Origin of the sequence: Staphylococcus sp. HMSC063A07 (assembly GCF_001836955.1) — a bacterium.
GTDB lineage: Bacteria > Bacillota > Bacilli > Staphylococcales > Staphylococcaceae > Staphylococcus > Staphylococcus lugdunensis.
Map to the genome: position 1 here is coordinate 80,433 of NZ_KV830905.1, position 25,810 is coordinate 106,242.

Annotated in this window: 16 protein-coding genes and 1 pseudogene; 16 read left to right on the forward strand and 1 reads right to left on the reverse strand. The window is 30.3% G+C overall.

All coding sequences use genetic code 11. From position 1 onward, the window contains the following. Window positions 1-10 precede the first annotated feature (10 nt). From lugC to HMPREF2597_RS01700, 5 genes and pseudogenes are all read left to right on the forward strand, one after another. Window positions 11-8,822: pseudogene (lugC, locus tag HMPREF2597_RS01680) on the forward strand (lugdunin non-ribosomal peptide synthetase LugC). Then, entirely contained in the window at window positions 8,819-9,505 is a 687-nt protein-coding gene (locus tag HMPREF2597_RS01685) for a thioesterase II family protein (protein ID WP_002460022.1), read from the forward strand. Before lugC ends, HMPREF2597_RS01685 begins: the two are co-directional and overlap by 4 nt. 37 nt (window positions 9,506-9,542) lie before the next feature. Beyond that, on the forward strand, window positions 9,543-11,282 hold the full coding sequence (gene lugD / locus HMPREF2597_RS01690; RefSeq protein ID WP_002478846.1) for a lugdunin non-ribosomal peptide synthetase LugD: 1,740 nt from the start codon (window positions 9,543-9,545) through the stop codon (window positions 11,280-11,282). Between the two features lie 7 nt (window positions 11,283-11,289). Beyond that, window positions 11,290-11,961 carry a 4'-phosphopantetheinyl transferase family protein gene (locus tag HMPREF2597_RS01695; protein ID WP_070817119.1) on the forward strand — a complete coding sequence of 224 codons (672 nt, stop codon included), beginning with the start codon at window positions 11,290-11,292 and terminating at the stop codon, window positions 11,959-11,961. 1,252 nt (window positions 11,962-13,213) lie between these two features. Then, window positions 13,214-13,873, forward strand: a complete 660-nt coding sequence (locus HMPREF2597_RS01700; RefSeq protein ID WP_002478848.1) for a putative quinol monooxygenase — start codon at window positions 13,214-13,216, stop codon at window positions 13,871-13,873. 297 nt (window positions 13,874-14,170) lie between these two features. On the opposite strand, the gene HMPREF2597_RS01705 is transcribed toward HMPREF2597_RS01700, so the two are convergent. Beyond that, window positions 14,171-14,905, reverse strand: coding sequence for an NAD-dependent protein deacylase (locus HMPREF2597_RS01705; protein ID WP_002478849.1), 735 nt, complete (start codon window positions 14,903-14,905; stop codon window positions 14,171-14,173). Between the two features lie 200 nt (window positions 14,906-15,105). Between HMPREF2597_RS01705 and HMPREF2597_RS01710 the strand changes: the two genes are divergently transcribed. The 11 genes from HMPREF2597_RS01710 to HMPREF2597_RS01760 all read left to right on the forward strand — a co-directional run bounded on the left by HMPREF2597_RS01710 (window position 15,106) and on the right by HMPREF2597_RS01760 (window position 25,695). Further along, window positions 15,106-15,861, forward strand: coding sequence for a DeoR/GlpR family DNA-binding transcription regulator (locus HMPREF2597_RS01710; RefSeq protein WP_002460013.1), 756 nt, complete (start codon window positions 15,106-15,108; stop codon window positions 15,859-15,861). 230 nt (window positions 15,862-16,091) lie between these two features. Further along, window positions 16,092-16,520: a galactose-6-phosphate isomerase subunit LacA gene (lacA, locus tag HMPREF2597_RS01715; RefSeq protein ID WP_002478850.1), complete on the forward strand. Its 429-nt coding sequence runs from the start codon at window positions 16,092-16,094 to the stop codon at window positions 16,518-16,520. Window positions 16,521-16,535: 15 nt separating this feature from the next. After that, window positions 16,536-17,051 (forward strand): galactose-6-phosphate isomerase subunit LacB, encoded by a 516-nt coding sequence (gene lacB, locus HMPREF2597_RS01720; protein WP_002460010.1) that lies wholly within the window; start codon window positions 16,536-16,538, stop codon window positions 17,049-17,051. A 12-nt stretch (window positions 17,052-17,063) separates the two neighbouring features. Beyond that, window positions 17,064-17,999, forward strand: coding sequence for a tagatose-6-phosphate kinase (locus HMPREF2597_RS01725; RefSeq protein ID WP_002478851.1), 936 nt, complete (start codon window positions 17,064-17,066; stop codon window positions 17,997-17,999). 3 nt (window positions 18,000-18,002) lie between these two features. Next, window positions 18,003-18,977, forward strand: a complete 975-nt coding sequence (gene lacD, locus HMPREF2597_RS01730; protein ID WP_002460008.1) for a tagatose-bisphosphate aldolase — start codon at window positions 18,003-18,005, stop codon at window positions 18,975-18,977. Window positions 18,978-18,996: 19 nt separating this feature from the next. After that, a complete protein-coding gene (lacF, locus tag HMPREF2597_RS01735) occupies window positions 18,997-19,308 on the forward strand; it encodes a PTS lactose transporter subunit IIA (RefSeq protein ID WP_002460006.1) in 312 nt (103 codons plus the stop codon). Between the two features lie 5 nt (window positions 19,309-19,313). Continuing rightward, a complete protein-coding gene (locus HMPREF2597_RS01740) occupies window positions 19,314-21,056 on the forward strand; it encodes a lactose-specific PTS transporter subunit EIIC (RefSeq protein WP_172952947.1) in 1,743 nt (580 codons plus the stop codon). 15 nt (window positions 21,057-21,071) lie between these two features. Next, window positions 21,072-22,484, forward strand: a complete 1,413-nt coding sequence (gene lacG / locus HMPREF2597_RS01745; RefSeq protein WP_104013903.1) for a 6-phospho-beta-galactosidase — start codon at window positions 21,072-21,074, stop codon at window positions 22,482-22,484. Between the two features lie 223 nt (window positions 22,485-22,707). After that, window positions 22,708-23,565 carry an alpha/beta hydrolase gene (locus tag HMPREF2597_RS01750; protein WP_002460003.1) on the forward strand — a complete coding sequence of 286 codons (858 nt, stop codon included), beginning with the start codon at window positions 22,708-22,710 and terminating at the stop codon, window positions 23,563-23,565. 94 nt (window positions 23,566-23,659) lie between these two features. Next, a complete protein-coding gene (locus HMPREF2597_RS01755; RefSeq protein WP_002478915.1) occupies window positions 23,660-24,661 on the forward strand; it encodes an NADP-dependent oxidoreductase in 1,002 nt (333 codons plus the stop codon). A 26-nt stretch (window positions 24,662-24,687) separates the two neighbouring features. Beyond that, the gene (locus HMPREF2597_RS01760) at window positions 24,688-25,695 is read left to right on the forward strand and encodes a zinc-binding alcohol dehydrogenase family protein (RefSeq protein ID WP_002478916.1); all 1,008 of its coding nucleotides are present in this window, start codon (window positions 24,688-24,690) and stop codon (window positions 25,693-25,695) included. Window positions 25,696-25,810 lie beyond the last annotated feature (115 nt).

Below are 25,810 nucleotides of genomic sequence, written 5' to 3' on the forward strand. Positions count from 1 at the left end.
GGGTGTTAATATGAAAGCTATAGCTGCATATCCTATGACTGAAGTGCAAAAAGGAATAGCGTATGAATGTTATTTAAATAAAGACAGAGAATTTTATATTAGTCAAATGACAATAGAGCTTTACTATGAAAATATAGAGATTTATAAAGCTGCTTGGGAAAAAATTATTGACAAATATGAAACCTTCAAAACGGCATTTTATTTTGGAGAAATGAAAGATGATGTTCAGGTAGTTAATAATCATATTGATTTCAAATGGGAAGTGTTAACTGATTACAATGGTAGTATAGAAAGTATTGAAGAAAAAGAAAGAAAAAGATTATCAGATATAAAGAAACCCACACTTATTCGTTTTAAACATATTAATAATAATCAGAAAAACTATTTGATTATTACTTTCCATCATATTATTTTAGATGGATGGAGTTTGTCTATAGTCTTGAATGATGTGAATAGACTTTATTATCAATTATTTAATGAAGAAAAATCATATATTTATAATAATACTGAATTCAGTGAATTTATTCAAAATAAATTAACTGCTAACAATGAAAAATCGAATCAATATTTTCAAAATTTACTTACTGATTTTCCTGGATTTAGTTTCCCTTCTCTTACACCAATAGAAAAAGAAGGTTTTGAAACAATAAATAAAATACTCACTCTAGATATGAAAGTCATTAAGAATTTTTGCAAGAAATATAAAATTTCGCTATCTTCACTTTTTAGCTCAGTTTGGTCTTTAGTTGTCTCAGCTTATACAGGTAAAAGTGATATTTTACTGAATAAAACGCATTCTGGACGGGATAGCAAAAAAAAAGAACAAATTGTTGGGTTACTTATTGAAAATTACCCGTCACGATATAAAATTTACGATGATGAGATTCTTACAGATTTCATTGAAAATAATCATATTACTGATATTGAAAAAGAGAAAAGCAAGAATTTTCAATGTACCAAACAAAAAAATATTTATCAGATATTGGGGTTAATGAATACACAAATTGTGCTTTTGTATATGAAAACTATCCCGTAAATGAAAGTAAATCTTATAAAATATTAAACACATTTGAAAAGCAGTCAAGCGAATTAACTTTATCTGCTGGAGTAATGAATGATCAAGTTTTAGTAAAAATGATGTTTTCATTAGAATTAATAAACAAAGATATAGCATCGGCCTTAATAGAATCCTATACAGTTTTGTTAAGCGAAGTTTTAAAAGATGAGAAACAAACTATCAGTGAAGTGATTAATAAAATTAGATTAAGTAAGGCTTTCGGAGAGGTACTTCCTGTCCCTAAAGATATTCCATTAATAACTCATATTGAGGAGAGAGTGCAAGGGAAAAATGATAACATTGCATTTTACTATAACGATAATGAAATAAACTATAATACTTTAATTAATGAGACAAAAAGATATTCATCCTTATTAAACGATTTAGAGCTTTCCTATGGAGAAACAGTTGCTATTGATTGTGATAGAGCTCCGTATGCAATATGTTTAATGCTTGCATTAGAACAGCATGGCATTCCATTTGTATATTTAGATTCCAAAAATACTAGTGAGAGAAATCGATTTATACTTAATGATTCAAATGCATCTTATCTTTTCTATGATAAAAAAAGCCGGAATATATAAGTGATATTAAAATTCGGGGAATAAGTATTAGCAGTAAAAATTCATTCAACTTTAAAGGGTCTAACGAGTATTTGACAAAAAACAAAAGAGAAGATTATTTTCAAATAATATATACATCTGGTACTACGGGCAACCCAAAAGGAATAAAAATAACTACGAACAATATCTTTGCCTTGTCAATCAATAATGGATTTTACGATGTTAAAGAAGGAGATATTTTTACTCAAGCTTCTTCATTAGCATTTGATGCATGCTTTTTTGAAATTTGGTTACCCCTTTTAAATAATGGGTCAATTGCTTTTATTCCGGATCCAGTTTTTGATGTACTAAGCTGGAAAGAAGTGCTGAATAAATATAATATTACGGCCTCTTGGTTTACTTCGAGCTTATTTAATGTATTTATTGATCTAGATCCGTATTTATTTTCAAAAATAAGTAATGTATTTGTTGGTGGTGAAGCACTCTCAAGAGGGCATGTTTTGAAAGCCCTTTCAGTTAACCCTAATACTAATTTTTTTAATGGCTATGGACCGACAGAAAATACAACATTTACTACGACATATAAGATACCAACAGATTATAGTGAAAGATCAGCAATTTCAATTGGAAGCTTATTAGCTAATTCAGAAGCGGTTGTTGTTGATGATTCTAATCGAATTGTACCGATATATTCTCAAGGAGAGCTATTGGTTCGTGGGAAAGGGTTATCAAAAGGTTATGTGGAAAACAAAGTTAATGATAATAAAAACTTCTTAGTAGAAATTAATGAGCAAACTTATTACAGAACAGGTGACATTGTAAGCTTTGATGGCCAGCGATTCCATTATATTGATAGAAAAGATAGCCAAGTAAAAATTAATGGGTATAGGGTAGAAGTATTAGAGATTGAAAATAGAATCAAAGAGATAATTGGAGTCAAAAATGCAAAAGTTATGATTGGAGAAGATAAACTGATTACTCTTTTTTATACAGGTGGTATTTCAAAAAGAGAATTAAAGAGTACTTTAGCTAACAAGTTCCCTAGTTATATGAATCCTAAACTTGTATATCAGATAAAGACCATGCCTCTAACTCTTAACGGAAAAATTGATAAAGATAAACTTTTAACTATAAAGAATGATAATGGCCAAGAAAATTTATCTGAAATAAAAGTTGTGGCTCCAAAATTGAGTGATATTATTTTAAAATATACAGATTCTAAAAATATAGAAAGTGATGCTAGCTTTCATGATTTGGGTATTGATTCCATGAAAACAATCAGATTGAATAAAGAATTAAACAAAATTTTTAATTTGGAAGTATCATTAAAAGAGTTTGTTCAGTTTAAAACAATTAATGATGTTCAAGAGTATTATATGTACGATATTGAAAATGAATTCAAGCAATCAAACGGCAAATATTTAGGTTTTGCAACAAACATGCAAAAGTCCATGTACTATTACCAATTAGAGCATCCGGAAAATACAATGTTTAATATTCCTTATGTTAGAAAAATCCTTAAAACAGATATGAAAGTTTCAGATTTAAATAATAAAGTAAAACAAGTAATAGGTGATCACAATATATTTAACTCAGCACTTATTGAAGATAAAAATAGCGATTTAATATGGGTAACTCAAAAGAAAAATTTTGAGATAGAACATATTTTTGTGCCGGGACAATTCGATAAGAATAAAATTATAACTTATTTAAATCATTCATTCAATTTAAGTGATGGCTTAGAACCTTTAATAAAAGTAACTTTAATTGAAGAAAAAAGCTATATTTATTTAATTTTTGTAGTTCACCATATTATATTTGATGGTATCTCTCTGGAGAAATTTATCTCTATGATATTCGACGATGAACATTTAGACAATACTAATAACTACTTTCAATATTTGAGTACAAAACAAGATGAAAAAAAGTATAAAAAGGATAAAGAATTTTGGATGGAAAAAGTAGTTAATATAGAGAATTATTTGCGCTTTTATAAAAAGGAATTTAATCATCAAGGAGAAATGCAATATTTTGATATTCCAGAAGAATTAGGCGTACTTATAGAATTGTTCTCACAAAAAAATAATATATCAAAATTTAATCTTTGCTTGAAGTTATATAGTCAATTCTTATTAAACTATTTTAATGAAGATGCTGTATATGTTGGAACTCCATTAAATAAGAGGACGGAAGAATATAAAAATACGATTGGTTTATTTATAGAATTTTTGCCTGTCTTGGATAAAAAAAGTAACATCAATACATTTAAAGAAGATGTACAAAACTTTAAATTAGAACTATTCGATTTATATGATCATAGTGATATAGAATTTCAGGATATAAATAACATACAAGCAACAAGAAATAATTACGAACCTATAACACAAACAACTTTTGCTATGCAAACTTTTTCTGAAAAACATAGCAATGAATTCTATGATGATCTAATTATAAAAAATCACAAATACTCACAGTTTCCATTATCATTAACTATTTATGAATTTACAAATTGTTTGAAGTTACAAGTTGATTATGCTACTGAATTGTTTACTAGCCAAGAAATTAAATCTCTTATAGATTTATTCTTAATATGGTCAAAAGAGGTATTACTTAAATCAGACATTTGTGTATCAGATATAATTATTAGAGAAACTAAAAAAGAAATAATACCATTACCTACTGAAAATCAAGAAGAATTTAGGTTTGAACAAATAATATATTTAGTAAATGAAAATAATTACGATATACAGATATTAGATGAAAATTCAAATGAAATACCTGAAAATGAAATAGCTAATGTATTTTTAATAAAATTAAAAGTAGAAAGTTCTAATCAAAAAATGACTGAAAATATTAATAAAGTTCATAAATGTCGTTTTTCAGACTCAAGAGATTTAAATAAATCAATGTTAAATACAAGGCTAAAGGGATTTAAAAGTGGAGAATCAATATTTATAAAAGATAATGACGATCAAACATTTAAAGATATAATTCCGTTTTTAAATTGTAATATGAAGAAAAATAATGTAAATGAAAGTAGTTTTAAATTAAATGAGCTAATTCTGAGTGATGTTAAAGAAGCATTTAAAAAGGTATTTAAGATTAAAAATATAAATAATGATGATTCATTTCTTAAATTAGGTGGGGATTCAATCAAGAATATCCAGATTATCTCAGCCTTAAGGAAGAAAAATTACGTTTTATCTACAAATGATTTATTAAATAATCCAAGTGTTTCCCTCTTAAAGAAGCATTTACAGAAAAACATAAAAAATAATAATATGGCGGTTAATTATAAATATCTACAAAAATTCAAATTGAATATAATGCAGCAATGGTTCATGAAAAAAGATAAAAAGAATTTTCATCATTTTAACCAATCATTTTTTGAAAACATCAATATTGATGTAACTAAAGATGAATTATTAAAAGCTTTTAAATCTCTGTATTCATCACATGCAATGTTGCGTGCTGTAATTCTAGAAGAGAGAGGAGAATTATTTAATTATATTCAGGAAATTGAAAATTTAAAATATGAGCAAATATTTATTGAATGTAAGAACGAAAAGGAATTCTATAATAAAGCTAAACAAGCTGACTTTTCACTGGATATATACAATGGACCAACATCAAAAATATTATATTTTTTTAATAATCAAAAGAATTGTGTAGGTGTTTATTTTGTTTGTCATCATATGTTTGTTGATACATTTTCAATAAATATAATTAGAAATGAAATTAATGATTTTTTATTGTATACAAAGAGAGCAACAGGAGATATTTCTAATACTGAACTTTTGAATAAAAAAATACAAAACCTACCTAGTATTAATACCATAACAAATCAGAAGAATTTAATTTATTCTTCAAAATCAGGAGTAATTTCAAGGAATATTTCGATAGAAAATAGCAAATATTCACAAGTGAATTTTCCTAAAATACTTGCAAGCAGTATTATTAAAGAAATTTTGACTGATGAGTCTTTGAAACTTGACATTGCTGTTGAAAAGGATTCAAGACTTTCAGAATCTTTAAAAGATTTTAATCTATCCGATACTGTTGGGTGGTACACTGAAATATATAATTTAGATATACAACCAGCTATTTCAGTGGAAGAAGTATACTTAATATTGCAAAAAGAAAGTGATTATAAATTTCATCATAAGATTAATAGCCAAGTATTTTTAAATGTTGTAAATCTTGAAGAAGCCCATGAATATAATGAATTTTTTATATTTGAAGAAATTCAATCAATTGCTGAAGAAAATATACAATCAATGCCGCCAACAATAAATATTATTAAGCAGGGCTCGAACTTGATGGTAAGCGTAATGAATATCAAAAACTGTGAAGAACACCTTTTAAATGCGATTCATGAATTTAATTGTTATATTCAAAATGTAAATTATTTAAGGTATTTTGCTGATTTAAAAGTAATTGGTAACCCAATTATCCCTTTTAAAGAGTATGCTGAACTAATTAATCAAAAAGAAATTGAAGAAATATATCCTTTGTTTCCATTACAAGAAGAAATGCTGTATTCATCTGTTGGAGATTATTCACAAAGTTATATTAATGAAATTTCTTGGACCACTAAAACTAATATGTCTGATATTATAGAGTCTTTTTCCAAAGTTCACCGAAAATATCAAGCTTTGAGAACTAAGTTTTGGATTTCAGATAATGGCTCAGTGTATCAGGTAATTAAAAGTTCTTTTGATGAGTTACCGATTAAAATTATAGATTTAAAATATGTAGATTCGAATGAGATAATTGAGAAGATGAATGAAATTAAAGAAAGAATCATTGGAAAATTAAGAGACTTTAAAAATGGTGTAACTCATTATCTTTTAATCATAACTACTCCAAATAATAATAAAAGAATTGTTTGGTTATTCAATCATATTTTATTCGATGGTTGGAGTTTATCGATTCTTATTAATGAAATGTGGAATAAAAAGACTATACTTGGAATCAATGAAGTTTCAAACAGGGACTATGTACTTTGGCTAAATCAAAATAAAGAAACCATTTCTGAGTCAACTGATTTTCAATCACTATTAAGTGAATTCAATGGAGTTTGTAGCAATCTGTTTAATAACAGGGATTTATTACAAAGTTCTAGAGAAGTAAATAGGGAAGTTAGAATTACTTTAGAAAAAGAGCTAACTAATGAAATTTACAAATATGCCAAACATAATGATATAAAAGTTGCTCAAATATTTAACTATCTATGGGGATATATTATTAGCCATCTATCTAAAAAATCTAAAGTAACTTTTGGTCTAGTCGACTCTGGCCGTGAAATAAATGTACCAGATATAGAAAATAAAGTTGGACTATTTATTAAGACATTGCCAATACTTTTTAGCAGAGATGAAGATAAAACAATAATCAATGAGATTAAAAAACTAGAAGAGGTTAAATCTAATATTTTTGCAAATGTAATAAGCATAAGTAAATTAAAACAAAAACTTAACATTCCAAGTTGGCAATTACTTTATGATACGCTTCTTGTAATTGAAAATTTTCCAGAAGTTGAAGAACAACCAGACAGTATTCAAGACTTTTATGCTAGTGAACAATCGAATATGCCATTAAGTATGAGTGTAGGGTTATCAAGTGATATTGTTTTTAAATTAGTATATTCCAGTTCACTTATTTCAGAAGAAGCTATAGAAAAAATAAGTAGTATATTTAAAGATTTGCTAAAACAAGTATGCTCTCTAAAATATGTACTTAGAGTCAATGATTTGTTAGTACCTGATATTGAGATTAAACTTTCAAATGAAAATGTTGACGAAATCAATTCAGTAAAAAAAGATACAAATAAAAATAACAAGATTTGTGAAGAAGAAATTATCAATCTGTGGGAAGAAATTTTAGGTACACACAGCGTTTCAACTAATGATGATTTCTTTGAAAGTGGTGGCGATTCGTTAAAGCTTTCTAAATTAGTATTTTTATTAAATGAGAAAATGGGATTAAAAATGGATGTTATTAGCTTCTTTCAAGACCCAACAATTCAAAACATTTTAAACAATGCAAACAGTTTAGGCAAGCAGTCAAAAAAAGTAATGAAGGGTGATGATATAGAGTTACCTAAATTGCCCTCTACTGAAATCTTAAAAGTAGAAAATAGTAATAATCATGTTTTTATTACAGGAACAACGGGATTGCTAGGGAGCGAATTGTTATATCAACACCTTATAAAAGGATTTAGTGTTTATACAGTTATTAGAGCAGAATGTTCAAAATCAGCAAGAAATAGAGTGTTAAAACAGCTCAAAAAAATATCAGGAAAAATAGAGAAGCTACCCTTAGAAAATTTACATGTGGTTGTTGGGGATATTTCAAAAGAATTTTTCGGAATGTCACAAGAAGAATATGATAAATTATCAAAAACTTGTTCAGTTATTTATAATTGTGCTAGCAACGTGAATTTTATGGCTCCCTATAAGGAAGCATATAAGTCCAATGTTATTGGCGTTGAAAATATAATGAAATTTGCCAATAATAAATTAGTTAAGAAGGTCAACCATATATCGACATTGTCTGTAGTTGGACATGATTATTATTTAATTGAAAATTTGGATGAGGCGCCAATAAGTTATATTAAAACGAAAATACAAGCAGAAAAATTATTGAGAAAATACCGTACAATAAGGAATGGTGTACAAATTTCAAGAGTAGGTCGTTTAAATGGTAACTCTCGTAATAAAATGAGCCCAAGTAAAGATTTGTTTTGGAGATTGATTTTATCCATTGCTCAGATTGGATGTTGTCCTCAAGAATTTTTAGAACAGCAAACAGATTTAACACCTGTGGATGAGGTAGCTAAATGCTTAATGAATTCGAATGCTTCTCATAATGAAAATCAAATTATAAATTATTTTACGAAATCAATGATTTCATTTGGTGAATGTATTCGTATTATTGAAGAGATTATCGATAAAAAAATTAGAAAAGTTTCATTAGAAGATTGGATATTTGAAGCAGAAAATTCGAAGGATAATCATATAAAAATATTAATCCCACTATTTAAAGAAAATATCTTTTATGATTCTGGAGTAAAGGCAATTAAAAATTCAAGTTCTGAAGATATAGGTTATCAAATTAACTACAATATAAATTGCAGTATAAGTTATGATTCACTTTATAAATATATCTATAATGCCTTAGAAAGTGAGAGGTTATTATGACAAATATTCAAGTTCTAGCATTTCCTTATGCGTGTGGCTCACTAGATAGTTATTCAAAATTATGCCATATTGATGGAATAGATTTAATAAAGTATGAATTACCAGGTAGACGTTCTAGAATATCTGAGAAATTGGATTCATTAAATTCAGTCATGATAGAGGTTTGTAATGTGATTAATTTTAATTCTCCATATGTCATTTTTGGTCATAGTATGGGGGGATATTTAGCAAATGAATTATGTAGGTTTATTGAGATTAATAAGCTCCATAAACCTCGGAAAGTCATTATTAGTGGGCAATGCCCTGTTGACAACAATAATGATAGCCTAGAAGAATATAATGAACTATCTTTGGATAATACGAAAACTTATATATCATTGTTTAATGGAACTCCTCAAGAAATAATTAATAATAAAGAACTAATGGAATTCTATGGTGAAATATTTTATCAGGATATGCAGTTTATCAATCAATATAAAATGAATAATAGTTCTAAAAAGGTAAAGTCTAATGTTGAAGTTTGGTATAGTGATCAAGATATTCATGTAAAAGAAGAAAATATTATGAAATGGAAGGATTACGCTGTAAATTCATGCAATTTTAAAAAGTTTAAAGGAGATCACTTTTTTATCAATAATATATTTCAAGATCCGAAGTTAACTTTCGAACTCTTGTGTTGCTAATTTATATCTTAAGCTTAGCTAGAAGGAGAGAATTTATATGTCTAAATTGCATTTAAATGAATTATATAAAAAATATAACAATACTCAAAAGCTGATAGAATCAAGTAAAAAGCTTCATGAGTTCTTATTGGACAATGTGAAGAAACATCCAGATAAGATTGCAGTTAGAAACAAAAAAGAAAGTATTACTTATGAACAGCTATACAATAAAATGATTGAGGTAACTAACTTATTTGATTTTAATAATCAGCCAATTGCAATAATGGGATATAAAAATATAGATGTAGTTGGACAAATTTTAGGAGTCTTGAATTCAGGCAATTTCTTTATACCAATTAATCCAGCTTCGCCAGATGAAAGGATAAATTATATTTTAGATAAAACACAAGCGAAAGCGTTCATTGACTGCAAGAACACCTATTTTTTACATGATAAAGTAAATGTCGTCAATACTATTAAACCATTAGTTGGGGATGATTCCCTTGCTTATGTGATTTTTACTTCGGGAACTACTGGAATGCCAAAAGGAGTCATAGAATCTCATTATCAAGTTGTGAACACCATCTTCGATTTAATTGAAAGATTTGATTTAGATGATACTGATTATTTTTTAAATCTATCATCCCTATCATTTGATTTAAGCATTTTTGATATATTTGCCTCAATAATTGTTGGAGGGACATTGCATTTAGTTGAAGATCCTAGAGATTTTAATGAAATTAATATGATTCTTTCAAAATATCCAGTAACGATTTGGAATTCCGTACCTAACTTAATGTATCTTTATTTAAACTCCAATAAAGTTATAGAGAATAAATTAAAACATTGTTTACTAAGTGGAGATTTTATTTCAGTAGGATTAGCTAAACTTTTTTATAAAGAATTACCCAATGTGAATTTGCATAGTTTAGGAGGAGCAACTGAGGGTACTATTTGGTCAATTACTTATAATGTTATGAAAAATGAGGTAAATCAATTGAAATATATTCCCTACGGGTATCCTTTAACCAACCAAACGATATATATATTAAATAATGAACATGATTTTTGTGATGTAGGGGAAGTTGGAGAAATTGCTATTGGTGGAATGGGAGTAGCCCATGGGTATATAAATGACCAGTTTAAAACTAGTAAATCGTTTATACATCATCCTAGATTGGGATATATTTATCTAACTGGTGACTTAGGTATCTATACGGAACATAATTATATTAAAATACTTGGTAGGAAGAATGATGATTTTAAAGTTAATGGTTATCGATTGAGTTTAAGCGAAATTTCCAATAAGTTTAATAAGTGTTTCAATACTGAAAGCCGTATTCTTTTAACAAAAGATACTCCTAAAAAGATGATTATTGCATATGAAGGCGAAATTTCGTCAGATAAAAATGAAATATTAAAAAAATTATCTAACTATTTATTACCTTACGAAATGCCCAATTATGTATTTAAGGTAGAAAGATTTCCTATCACAATTAATGGAAAAACTGATTATAATAAGTTATTTGATATCTACATGGAGCAGCGTCACTTTATACGTAAGAATAAAGATAGTACCGATGATGTGAGTACTGAGCTAAGAAAGATGTTATCTTTGGAACTTGATGTGACAAATATTCAATCTACAGATACTTTGTTAGATTTTGGAGTTGATTCCATTCAAATGATGAGGATTAAGATTTGGATTGAAAATAAAATTGGGCGAGAATTAGAAATGATTGAACTGTATGAAAATAACTCAGTGAAAGAGTTAGAAACTCTATTAACTGAAAGGTGAAACTATAATGCTGATGATTTATATTTATGAAAATAAGAAAAGTGTATTTTCTACAATAGAGACCAAGTTACTTAATTTTATACAGGAAGAAGATTTTATACAGGAAGAAGATTTGAACAAAATCGCCGCTTTATATTACGATAGAGATAAACTAAATTTGCTATATAGTAGATTAGTGGTTTTGTATGGAATGTATAAGCTTAGAGGTATTTCTCCTAATGATGTAAATATATTAAAAGAAAAATACGGTAAACCGTATATTGAGAATAATAACATTTACTTTAATATATCACATTCTGGTAAAGTTGTTTATGTTGCATTTTATGAACATGGTGAAGTAGGAATTGACGTTGAAGAATTAAATGACGTTCCTAATGAAATTATTGAATATTGCTTTCATGAAGAAGAAAAAAAATTAATGAAAAGAGCTAAAAAACGTGAATATAAGAGGCGATTTTATGATATTTGGACAAAAAAAGAAGCATATTTAAAGAAAAAAGGTACTGGTATTTCAGATAATTTAAAAAAAGTAAATGTAACTAAAAAATATGATTTTATTACTTTTGAATGGAATAATTACTATTGTTCGGTTACTGCTGACGGTTTAAAAACATATAGTATTAAAATCATTCAGTTTGAGGAACTAATTCATTTTTTAAAGTCATTTTCTAGTTTTTAAATAGAATTTGAACTAAGAGGCTGTTTTTTAAATAGGACAATTCATTTAAGTTATGGAAGTTAAGTGACGGATGCTTAACTTCTTTTTAAATTAAGATGTGAATAGTCTTGAACCTATGAGCATTCTAAAACACAAATTATCATATATTCCATAGTCAAAAGATAATCTTTTTATTATCTGAATTTTATGTTTAATTATCTCTATAGACCGTTGTAAAGTCTTGAATAATTGATTATATTTCAATTAAGGTTATTATCTGTTTTAATGTTCTAATTATTGGAAGGATCTTTGTACAAAATAGCTGATAAATTAATAGAAAATAAAATTTTAAGTAACTAATTTGTTTGATTTTCTTTTAATAACTTTCTTAATCCATAAACTTTTTATAATTCAATGTATAAGAAAAAGATTGCAATAATTTTTGTATTGATTATAAAGGATTTTATCTGTCTTTCTGAATCGATTTATAATACAAATCACCGACATATTGAGATCTCTATGTAATAAATTGGATTGTATGAAAACAAACTAGATTTATCTTAGTATGTCTGAATAATTGCTAATTTAGATATATAAAGTTCATACACATCAATTGTTATAGCTCTAACTTTTAGTCTAATCATTAATGGATATCGATAGAAATGTTCTTTTAATGATTTAAGTTTATAATTAGCAGCCACATCTACGTTGCGGTATGTCTGTTACATGAATAAAGGCTTATTACCTCTTTTATTTATATTAATCACTTAGTAATTATAGAGATAATTGCGTTATTTTTATATTCAAAATTTAAAAATCGGACTAGTGATTTATTATAGAATTGAAAAAATGAAAATTTTGAATAGTGGTTTTTGTTGTGAAAAATAAAAGTTTATTTCATATTCGTATAACTTTCTAGTCTTTTAAAGACAATGTCACAAACAATCATTTCCACTTTGTCTAAACTAATTATCTATTATGGTATTTTGAAAGTAGCTCATAGAACTCTCATTTGTCTTTTGGTATCGTTACATAATTTTCACACAATTAAGAACGCTTTCACGGACAACGCGTGTTAATCATGCTGTCACCATTTACAAAAATTTGGTAAAACATTTTCGCTTATTGCTAGGATCTGCTCAAATCCTAAACATCTTTGTCGGATTATGCTCTATACAATTGATACTTTTTAACTAGTAGTCTAAACTATTAGTAATTTAAATCATTTGAATACTATATTTATGATTAATGGAATCGAGAAGGGGTTTTAACCATGGAAAAACCAGTAGCACATCTATTTAAATTAGAAGTCAGTAATCACGATATAGAGGTATTTCATCAAGCAGGTGTGAATAACTTATCAACTTCTTATCAAAATGAGGATGGTACACTGGCAATGTACGCTAGTAAAATAACAGAAAATCCTAATCAATTTATTGTTTTTGAGGTATATAAAGATGAATATGCTTATCAACAACATTTAAATTCTTCCCAATATCAAGAGTTTACTAATCAAGTTGGAACGAAGTTGACGCAACAAAAAGCATTTGAGGTAGAGCCAATCTTTTTAAAAGAGAAATTAGCATCATCGAAATGGATTGGTGCAGAACATTTCTGCTTAAAATTTGCACAAATTTTAGTAAAAGAAAATGAAGAATTAAATTTTAAAGAAAGTGTATTAAAAAATATGAAGGCTTCAATCATTGCAGAAGATGATGTACTTGCCATGTATGCACTTCAGGATCGTAATAATTCTCAACGATTCTATTTTTATGAAGTTTACAACGATGAAAAAGCATATAATATCCACTGTAATACGTCTCATTTTAAAACGTATATCAATGAAACAGAAGGAGCGTTAGTTAATAAAGTTTTGGTAGACTTACAAAATGATGTTATGGTCACAAAGGGAAGTTTAACATATCTTCAATAGATTGAAAGGTAAATCGTCAATACCCTGAAAAAACGCGAATTAGTCAAAATATAGCGTTAAATATAACATAAATGGTGCCCCAATAAAGATATACTACGAACAAGGAAAGTTGCAAATCGGGGCACCAACAAATAGAATTTAAACTGAGACTGGGACATCATTATGTTTTAAGTTATGAACTCTATATTGGCAGTAGTTGACTGTGGAAAAAATACGCTTATACCAAGCTTTTTCAATCCTAGTCAACCTTGCCGGAGCGGGACTACGAATTCATTATGAATTCTGTCCCGCTCCCTTTTAGCTGATCTTTAGTACGTCTTTTACTACCTTTGTCATATCATCATGGATGACTAAATCAGCACGATGATCATACGGTGTAGCATCTCTATTAATAATGACTAAGTTATCTCCTGTAAAATTTGATATAAATCCAGCAGCAGGTTGGACTACTAAAGAAGAACCTAATACGATTACTGTATCTGCTTCTTGGATTTTGTTTAATGCACTAAATACAGCAGATTGATCTAACATTTCACCGTATAGCACGATGTCAGGCCGAATGGCTTTACCACAATCTTCACAGTATATTAAATCGTGTTCTATGACATATGATTTAGTATATTTTTTTCCACAATTCAAACAATAAAAACGATTGAGTGTGCCATGTATTTCGTCTATATTTTTACTGCCTGCATCTTCGTGTAAGCCATCTATATTTTGAGTAATCACACCGAGGGATTTACCTTTATTTTCTAACTCTGCAATCCAATAATGAACTGGGTTGGGTGTTTTATCTGCAAAAAGTAATCGCTGATGAACGAAATTCATAAAACCTTTAGGATCGTCTTCAAAATAATTAATACTTAGCAAATACTCTGGAGCGTATCCATCTTTTGAAACATCGTCATATAATCCCCCTGAAGATCGAAAATCAGGTATGCCACTTGCTACTGATACGCCGGCTCCTGTAAAAAAGACAATACGTTGCGATGTATTAATAATTTCCTTCAATTGTTCTATTTGTTGTTTCAATATAAACACCTCTATAAATCATATTGATCATTTATCTTCAATATTTAATTATACTATAGATATACTAAAGTTTAAAAAGTGTTGTTATTATTAATTCCATACATCTGATATACTTAGATTGCTGGAGAGTTCGTTATTATCTTAAAATATGTATTCAAAATTTATAAAATTCACTAATATCAGGATGTGAAAGGATATCTATGAATAAATATGATCGCTTAGATGAAATTACTAAGATAGTTAATAAAAAAGGAACAGTTAGAACAAATGAAATCGTCGAAGATTTAAATGTATCTGATATGACCGTTCGACGAGATCTTGCTGAACTGGAAGAAAAAGGGGTATTGACTAAGATACATGGTGGTGCTCGCAGCAACTCAGTATTCCAGTTTAAAGAAAAATCACATCAAGAAAAGCATGCACAAAATATAGAACAAAAAAAAGAAGTTGCCCAAAAGGCTGTGTCACTAATTGAAGAAAGTGATACGATATTTTTAGGACCAGGAACAACAATAGAGTTATTGGCCAATATTATGGAAAAAGAATATCTAACTGTAATTACAAACTGTTTGCCAGTATTTAAAATTTTATTTGAAAAACGATCGCTTCACTTTAATGTATATTTATTAGGAGGCGAAATGAGAGAGCTCACAGAATCTTTTGTTGGTGAAATGGCAAATACGCTACTTAAGACAAAACGTTTTAGTAAAATGTTTTTTAGTTGTAATGCGATAAAAGGTTCAAACGTTTTAACATCAACTATTGATGAGGCTTATACACAGCAAATTGCACTAAATCATTCTGTAGAAAAGTACTTGCTTATAGATGATTCCAAGATAGATAAAGAGGATTTCACCCAAATGTGTGATTTAACTGAGCTAACAGCAGTAATTATCAATCAAAGTGATGATGAAAAAATAGAAAAACTAAAAAAATACACAGAAGTAATTCATTAACCAACTAATTAACTGAGACAAGGTTGTTCAATTTGACAATCTTGTCTTTATTTTTTGGATACGAAAAGGATGTTTGAAATACAGTCAAAATCGAAATTGTCAAACATAATTCAAACAATAAATGTTGATTTTATGTTTATTTATGTTTATAATTTAAACATAGAGAGTTTGAAAGCGCTTTTGTAAAAATAGATAATACTCGCGAAATTTATTAAAAAAGGAGAATCATTATGACTGTAATTATTGGTTCAGATGTAGACGGTAAACGTTTGAAAGATGTAGTCAAAGCATTTTTAATTGAACAAAATCACGATGTGGTAGATGTAACAGAAGGTAAAGATTTAGATTTTGTTGATGCAACATTGGCTGTTATAAACGAAGTTCAAAAAAACGACGACAATCTAGGTATCGCTATAGACAAATTCGGAGCAGGTAGTTTTATGGTAGCTACTAAAGTTAAAGGTATGATTGCTGCGGAAGTATCTGATGAACGTTCTGCGTATATGACTAGAGGCCATAACAATGCGCGTATGATTACTATGGGAGCAGAAATCGTTGGTGATACGTTAGCTAAAAATGTTGCTAAAGAATTTGTTAATGGCCATTATGATGGTGGTCGTCATCAAATCCGTGTAGATATGTTAAATAAAATGTGCTAATAGGAGGAATTAATAATGAAAATTGCAATCGGATGTGACCATATCGTTACTGATGTAAAAATGGAACTTTCTAAACATTTAAAAGAAGAAGGTTATGAAGTATTAGATGTAGGAACTTATGATTTTACACGTACACATTATCCTATCTTTGGTAAAAAAGTAGGCGAAGCAGTTACGAGTGGTGAAGCAGACTTAGGCGTTTGTATTTGTGGTACGGGTGTTGGTATTAGCAATGCTGCGAATAAAGTTCCAGGCGTTAGAACTGCTTTAGTAAGAGATATGACATCTGCATTATATTCAAAAGAAGAATTAAATGCCAATGTAGTTAGCTTTGGTGGCGCAATTATTGGTAAATTATTATTGTTTGATATTGTAGATGCTTTTATCAAAGCGGAATATAAACCAACAGAAGAAAATAAAAAACTTATTGCAAAAATTGAACATTTAGAAGCTCATAATGATAACCAATCGGATCCTCATTTCTTCGATGAATTTTTAGAAAAATGGAAACAAGGTGTATATCACGATTAAGGGTGGTTAACAATGATACTAACATTAACTTTAAACCCTTCAGTAGATATTTCATATCACTTAGACCAGTTTAAATTAGACACAGTAAATCGTGTGAGTCAAATTGGTAAAACTGCTGGAGGAAAAGGACTTAACGTTACACGTGTTTTAAGTGAGCTTGGTGATGAGGTCTTAGCTAGTGGTTTGCTTGGTGGTGAATTAGGTACATTTATCGAAAGTCAACTTGATTCCAATCAAATTCAACGTAACTTTTATCACATTCAAGGTCAAACAAGAAATTGTATCGCCATATTACATGAGGGACAACAGACTGAAATTTTAGAACAAGGACCTACAGTAAGCACAGATGAAGCAGCAGAGTTTAAAACATATTTAGAAACACAGTTGTTAAATCGAGCACAAGTCGTTGCGATGTCAGGTAGTTTACCAAAAGGACTTGAAACGAGTTATTATGCTGACATAGTAGCATTGGCAGCGGCACGAGATATTCCTACAATTGTAGATAGTTCCGGTGCATCATTGGAAAGCGTGTTAAATGCTCAAGTTAAACCAACAGTAATTAAACCTAACATTGATGAACTCAATCAATTAATTAACTTAAATATTTCAGAAGATGTTCATGAATTAAAAGTTGCACTAGAACAACCTATTTTTGAAGGAATAGAGTGGATTATCGTGTCATTAGGTAGTAAAGGTGCTTTTGCAAAACATCATCATAAATATTATAGAGTGAATATTCCAACAATAGAGGTAGTAAATCCAGTAGGTTCTGGAGACTCTACAGTAGCAGGTATTGCTTCAGCTTTACTGCACCATGAATCTGATGAAGATTTGCTAAAAAAAGCGAACACGCTTGGCATGCTCAATGCACAAGAAAAGCAAACAGGACATATCAATATCGCGCATTACGATCAATTATATCAACAAATTAAAGTTGTAGAGGTGTAAAAAATGACTAAATCAACACAAAAAGTAGCTTCAATTGAAAAACTTAGCAATGAACAAGGTATTATTTCAGCGCTTGCTTTTGACCAACGTGGTGCATTAAAACGTATGATGGCAGAACATCAAACTGAAACGCCATCAGTAGAACAAATTGAACGTTTAAAATCACTTGTATCAGAAGAATTAACGCAATATGCATCATCAATACTTTTAGACCCAGAATACGGTCTTCCAGCTTCTGAAGTGCGCAACAAATCTTGTGGTTTATTGTTAGCTTATGAAAAAACAGGATATGACGTCAATGCAAAAGGACGTTTACCAGATTGCTTGGTTGAATGGTCAGCAAAACGCTTAAAAGAACAAGGTGCAGATGCTGTGAAATTCTTGCTTTATTATGATGTGGATGATGATGAAGCAATTAATGTTCAAAAACAAGCATATATCGAACGTATTGGTTCAGAGTGTGTTGCAGAAGATATTCCATTCTTCTTAGAAGTTTTATCTTATGATGATAAGATTGCTGATAATAAAAGTGCTGAATTCGCTAAAGTAAAACCACATAAAGTTAATGAAGCGATGAAATTATTCTCACAAGAACGTTTTAATGTAGATGTGTTGAAAGTTGAAGTTCCAGTCAACATGAACTATGTTGAGGGATTTGCTCAAGGAGAAGTTGTTTATAGCAAAGAAGAAGCAGCACAATACTTTAAAGAACAAGATGCAGCAACAAACTTACCATATATCTATTTAAGTGCAGGTGTTTCTGCAGAATTATTCCAAGAAACATTAAAATTCGCACATGATGCAGGCGCAAACTTTAATGGCGTTCTATGTGGTCGTGCAACATGGGCTGGTTCAGTTAAAGTTTATATTGAACAAGGTGAAGAAGCGGCTCGTGAATGGTTACGTACAACAGGATTTAAAAATATAGATGATTTAAATAAAGTGTTAGCAACTACTGCAACATCTTGGAAACAGTAATTTGTGAGGTGGAAGATTAATGAATAGAGAAGAAGTTCAATTACTTGGCTTTGAAATCGTAGCTTATGCAGGAGATGCTAGATCAAAATTGTTAGAAGCACTTACTGCAGCACAAAATGGGAAATTTGACCAAGCTGAAAGCTTAGTTGAGGAAGCAAACACGTGTATTGCTAATGCACATAAAGCACAAACAAGCTTACTTGCAAAAGAAGCGCAAGGAGATGATATTGCCTATAGTGTCACAATGATGCATGGTCAAGACCATTTAATGACGACATTATTATTAAAAGATTTAATGAAACATCTAATTGAATTGTACAGAAGAGGGTGAAGACCTTGATGAATAAACTAATTGAGCAAATCGAGAAGGGCAAGCCTTTTTTTGAAAAGATATCACGTAATATTTATTTAAGAGCCATTCGTGATGGATTCATTGCGGCGATACCTGTAATTTTGTTTTCTAGTATTTTTATTTTAATTGCATACGTTCCTAACGTTTTTGGTTTCTTTTGGAGTAAGACTGTTGAAGGTATGCTTATGAAACCTTATAACTACACGATGGGGATTGTAGGTTTCTTAGTAGCCGGCACGACTGCGAAATCGTTGACGGATTCATTTAACCGTAAATTGGAGAAAACGAATCAAATTAACTTTATTTCAACAATGATGGCAGCGATGTGTGGATTCTTATTTTTAGCGGCTGATCCTGCAAAAGATGGTGGATTTTTAAGTGGTTTTATGGGAACAAAAGGGTTATTAACAGCCTTTATTTCTGCCTTTGTGACAGTTATTGTTTATAATTTCTTTATTAAACGTAACATCACAATTAAAATGCCGAAAGAAGTGCCACCAAATATTTCGCAAGTATTTAAAGACATTTTCCCTTTATCTGCAGTTATCTTAATTTTATATGGCTTAGATTTACTCTCAAGAGCAACAATTCATGCCAATGTTGCCAATTCTGTGTTAAAAGTGTTTGAGCCATTGTTCACTGCTGCAGACGGTTGGGTAGGTGTAACAATTATCTTTGGTGCATTTGCATTCTTCTGGTTTGTAGGTATTCACGGTCCTTCTATAGTTGAACCGGCAATTGCAGCGATTACGTATGCAAACCTTGAAGCCAACTTGCATTTATTACAAGCTGGTGAGCATGCAGACAAAGTGATTACACCAGGGACACAAATGTTCGTGGTAACTATGGGTGGTACAGGTGCCACATTAGTTGTACCATTTATGTTTATGTGGTTAACAAAATCAAAACGAAATAAAGCAATTGGTCGAGCATCAGTAGTGCCTACTTTCTTTGGTGTAAATGAACCTATTTTATTTGGTGCGCCATTAGTCTTGAATCCAGTATTCTTTATACCGTTTATATTTGCGCCAATTGTTAACGTATGGATTTTCAAATTTTTTGTTGATGTCATTGGCATGAATAGTTTTAGTATATTTTTACCTTGGACAACACCTGGTCCTTTAGGTATCGTGATGGGTACCGGTTTTGCTTTTTGGTCGTTCGTTTTAGCGATTGTATTAATCGTAGTCGATGTCATTATTTATTATCCGTTTGTGAAAGTATATGATGAGCAAATTTTAGAAGAAGAACTAGGCAATAAAGAAGCAAATACAGAATTACAAGAAAAAGTATCAGCTAACTTTGATACTAAAAAAGCAGACGCAATTTTAGCAACTGCTGGAGCAAGTGAAGTAACAGCAAGTGAGGAAACACATCAAGCTGATGTCGCACAAACGAATAACATTAATGAAGAAACCAATGTGTTAGTGTTATGTGCTGGTGGAGGTACAAGTGGTTTATTAGCTAATGCTTTAAATAAAGCAGCTGAAGAATACAATGTGCCAGTAAAAGCAGCAGCAGGTGGTTACGGTGCACATATGGATATTATGAAAGATTATCAGTTAATTATTTTAGCACCTCAAGTAGCTTCAAACTATGAAGATATTAAACAAGACACTGATAGATTAGGTATTAAACTTGCGAAAACGCAAGGGGTAGAATATATCAATTTAACACGAGATGGGCAAGCAGCTTTAGAATTCGTTCAGAAACAATTTGAAAAATAATTAGGAGATGAATGTATAATGAAGAAATTACCAGAAGATTTTATTTTCGGTGGCGCAACTGCTGCATATCAAGCTGAAGGTGCAACGCAAGCAGACGGTAAAGGTCGTGTTGCCTGGGATACGTATTTAGAAGAAAATTATTGGTATACGGCAGAACCTGCTAGTGACTTTTATCATCGCTATCCTGTAGATTTAGAATTAAGTGAAAAATTCGGAGTGAATGGGATAAGAATTTCAATAGCATGGTCACGTATCTTTCCAGATGGCTATGGCGAAGTAAACCAAAAGGGTGTAGCATTCTATCATAATTTATTTAAAGAATGTCATAAACGTCATGTTGAACCATTTGTGACATTACACCATTTTGATACTCCAGAAACATTGCATAAAGATGGTGATTTCTTAAATCGTAACACGATTGATTATTTTGTTGACTATGCCAAATTCTGTTTTGAAGAATTTTCAGAAGTTAACTTTTGGACAACGTTCAATGAAATTGGACCTATCGGCGATGGTCAATATTTAGTTGGTAAGTTCCCTCCAGGTATTAAATATGATTTTGCAAAGGTCTTCCAATCACATCACAATATGATGGTAGCTCATGCAAAAGCAGTTAAATTATTCAAAGATAATGGCTATTCTGGAGAGATTGGTGTTGTACATGCATTACCAACAAAATACCCATATGATCCTACTAATCCTGAAGATGTAAAGGCTGCTGAATTAGAAGACATTATTCATAACAAGTTTATTTTAGATGCAACTTATTTAGGTCATTACTCACGTGAAACTAGAGAAGGTGTGCAACACATCCTCTCTGTAAACGGAGGAAAGCTTGATATATCTGATGAAGATTTACGTACATTAGATGCTGCCAAAGATTTAAATGACTTCTTAGGTATCAATTACTATATGAGTGATTGGATGAGAGGTTATGATGGAGAATCTGAAATTACACACAATGCTACAGGTGATAAAGGTGGCTCTAAATATCAACTTAAAGGCGTAGGACAACGTGAGTTTGATGTTGATGTACCAAGAACGGACTGGGATTGGATGATTTATCCTAAAGGTTTATATGATCAAATTATGCGTGTAGTTAAAGAATATCCGAATTACCATAAAATCTATATCACAGAAAATGGCTTAGGTTATAAAGATGAATTTATAGAATCTGAAAAAACTGTGCATGATGATGCGCGTATCGATTATGTTAAACAACACTTAGAAGTAATAGCCGACGCTATCCGTGATGGTGCTAATGTTAAAGGTTATTTCATTTGGTCATTGATGGATGTATTCTCTTGGTCAAATGGTTATGAAAAACGCTATGGTTTATTCTATGTCGATTTCGAAACGCAAGAACGTTATCCTAAAAAAAGTGCTTATTGGTATAAAGAATTAGCTGAATCAAAAGAAATAAAATAACTAATATGATTAAGAACACTCATCCAATTAATTTGTGATGGGTGTTTTTTATTCTGTAAAACATAAAATGCTATTATAGAAAAGGCAATATATTGAAGTAGTAGATATTTTAAAGTCAAAGGTAATTCATCTAGTCATAGACATCAGTATATGAGTTTTTTTCATGGCAATTTTTACTAACTTAGGTATACTGAATACAAAATAATTGGATGTGGTATAATCAATGAAATTTCAAAAAACAGGTTTACTCATAGCAATATTAACGTTGATGTTATTTTTAACTTATGGATGTCAATCATCCTCACAATCAAAACAAAATAGTTCAAGTTATAATCATTCGCATACAGCAACATTATTTTTGCATGGTTATGGTGGCAGTGCAAATTCAGAGAAATATATGGTGCAACAAGCTGTAAATCATGGTGTGACCAATCAAGTCATAACAGCAATTGTAGACAAGAATGGAGATATTACGTTTAAAGGAAAGTTAGCTAAAAATGCAATTAATCCAATTGTGAAAATAGAATTAAAAGATAATAAAAATGGTAATGTTAAGCAAAATGCAAGTCATATCAAAAATGTGTTAACTAAATTAAAAAACGACTTTCATATTAAGCAGTACAATTTTGTCGCGCATTCTATGGGAAACTTATCTTTTGCTTATTTTATGAAATTATATGGTCAAGATACGCAATTACCTCAACTTAATAAAGAAGTAAACATTGCGGGAACATTTAATGGTGTTTTAAATCTTAATGAAAAGGTAAACGAAATTAGTGTTGATAAAAATGGGAAGCCGAGTAAAATGACAGAGAATTATCAACAATTACTTGGTCTCAAAAATAACTATAAAGACAAACAGATTGATGTATTAAATATTTACGGTGATATCCAAGATGGTACGCACTCTGATGGTCGCGTATCTAACAGTTCTTCAAAGTCATTAAAATATTTATTGGCTGACAGTCCCAAATCTTATAAAGAGTCACAATACACTGGTGCTACGGCGCAACATAGTCAACTTCACGAAAATAACAAAGTTGCCAATGAAATAATCCAATTTTTATGGAAGAAATCATAGAATTACTGGATATACCTAACTTTAAAAGCAATGAAATTGAGCTATTGGCGTTTGACTACTATACTTGAAAGAAAGAGAGAAAGGGTGCTTTGTCATGAAAAATGAACAAATTGTATTAAATCAATATCCTGAAGGAATACCTAATGATCAAACATTCAAATATGAAAATATTGATGTTCAAACGCCTAAAAATGGTGAGCTTCAAATTGAATCATTATATATTTCTGTTGACCCGTATATGCGAGGCAGAATGACACCTTCAGATTCCTATGTACAACCTTTTAAATTAAATCAACCAATTATTGGTCATGTTTTGGCAAGAGTTGTCGTGTCCGAGAGTGATGACTTTACAAAAGGTGATATTGTTATTGGGATGTTACCTTGGAAAAGATTTCATACGCTACCAAGTAATCAAGTGAATAAAGTACCATCAACAGATGTGCCATTAGAATTATATTTAAGTACACTGGGTATGACTGGTCAAACAGCTTATCATGGATTACTGGATATTGGTCAACCTAAAGCTGGAGAAACCGTTGTAGTATCTGCTGCATCTGGTGCTGTCGGAGCAGTTGTTGGTCAAATTTCTAAGATTAAAGGTGCTCGAGTGGTTGGTATAGCAGGAGGTACTAAAAAGGTTAATTATTTAACAGAAACACTTGGTTTTGATGCAGGTATTGATTATAAAAAAGACGATTTTGCTGAGGCATTAGCATCAGCGCTTCCAGATGGTGTTGACGTTTATTTTGAAAATGTAGGTGGTGCGATTAGTGATGAAGTATTTAAACATTTAAACCGTTTTGCTCGTATTCCGGTTTGTGGGGCTATATCATCTTATAATCATCCAGAAAGGGATATTGGTCCACGTATTCAAGGAACATTAATAAAAAAACAAGCTATGATGAGAGGCTTTTTAGTTGCAGAATTTTCGGATACATTTAAAGAAGCAAGTGAACAATTAGCACAATGGGTTAAAGAAGGTAAAATTAAAACTGAAGTTTCCATTGCGCATGGTTTCCATGAAATACCTACAGCATTTAAAAACTTATTTACCGGAGATAACTTTGGTAAACAAATCGTAAAAGTTTCTGAGTAACTTAGAAAAACTTTGAGGTGAATGAAATGAAGGCAATTATAGCAAATAGACCCTTTGAATTAAGTGAAGGTAATTTTTTCTATGAAACAGACATTAATATGCCGGTATTAAATGCACACGATGTCTTAGTAAAAGTAGAAGCAATAAGTGTTAATCCAGTAGATGGGAAAACACGTATCAGACCTATTAATGGTCAACAGCGTATTTTAGGATATGATGCCGTAGGTAAAGTTGAAGCTGTAGGACAGTCGGTTTCAATGTTTGATATTGGAGATGTCGTATTCTATGCAGGCACATCATCAAGACCCGGTGCAAATGCTGAATATCATGCTGTAGATGAGCGTCTAATAGCTAAAGCACCAAAAAATATTTCTGCCCAAGCGAGTGCAAGCTTGCCATTAACGGCAATTACAGCATCAGAAGTACTTTTTGATGTATTTAACATTGCTACTGATCCTGAGCTTAATCAACATAAGACAATATTAATTATTAACGGTGCAGGTGGTGTCGGTAGTATTGCAACACAAATTGCTAAAGCATATGGTTTAAAAGTTATAACTACGGCATCTCGACCAGAATCTATTCAATGGTCATTAAAGATGGGTGCGGATATCGTATTAAATCATCATGATGATTTAGTGCAACAATTGCACAGTGAACATGGTGAATTTGTAGATTTTATTTTTTGTACATACGATACTGATATGTATTACAATACGATGATTGAACTTGTAAAACCGCTTGGAAAGATAGCAACCATTGTGGCATTTAAAGAAAAGCAAGATTTAAATGCATTAAAGCCCAAAAGTCTTACGTTAACACATGAATTTATGTTTGCGAGACCAGTATTTAATACAGATGATATGATTAAGCATCAAGAGTATCTGACAGATGTTGCAAAGAAAATAGAAGCGGGTATCTATCAACCTACAACAACAAAAGTTATTGAGGGCTTATCAGCTGAGCATTTATATGATGCGCATCAAATTATTGAAAGCAATCAAATGATAGGAAAACTTGTGATTAAGCTATAAGAGGCTTTGAATATATTAATCCATTGAAATGACAAAAGAGGGACGAGGACAGCATGCATTATGAATTTGTAGTCCCGCCTCGGCTAGATTGACTAGGATTGAAAAAAGCTTGGTA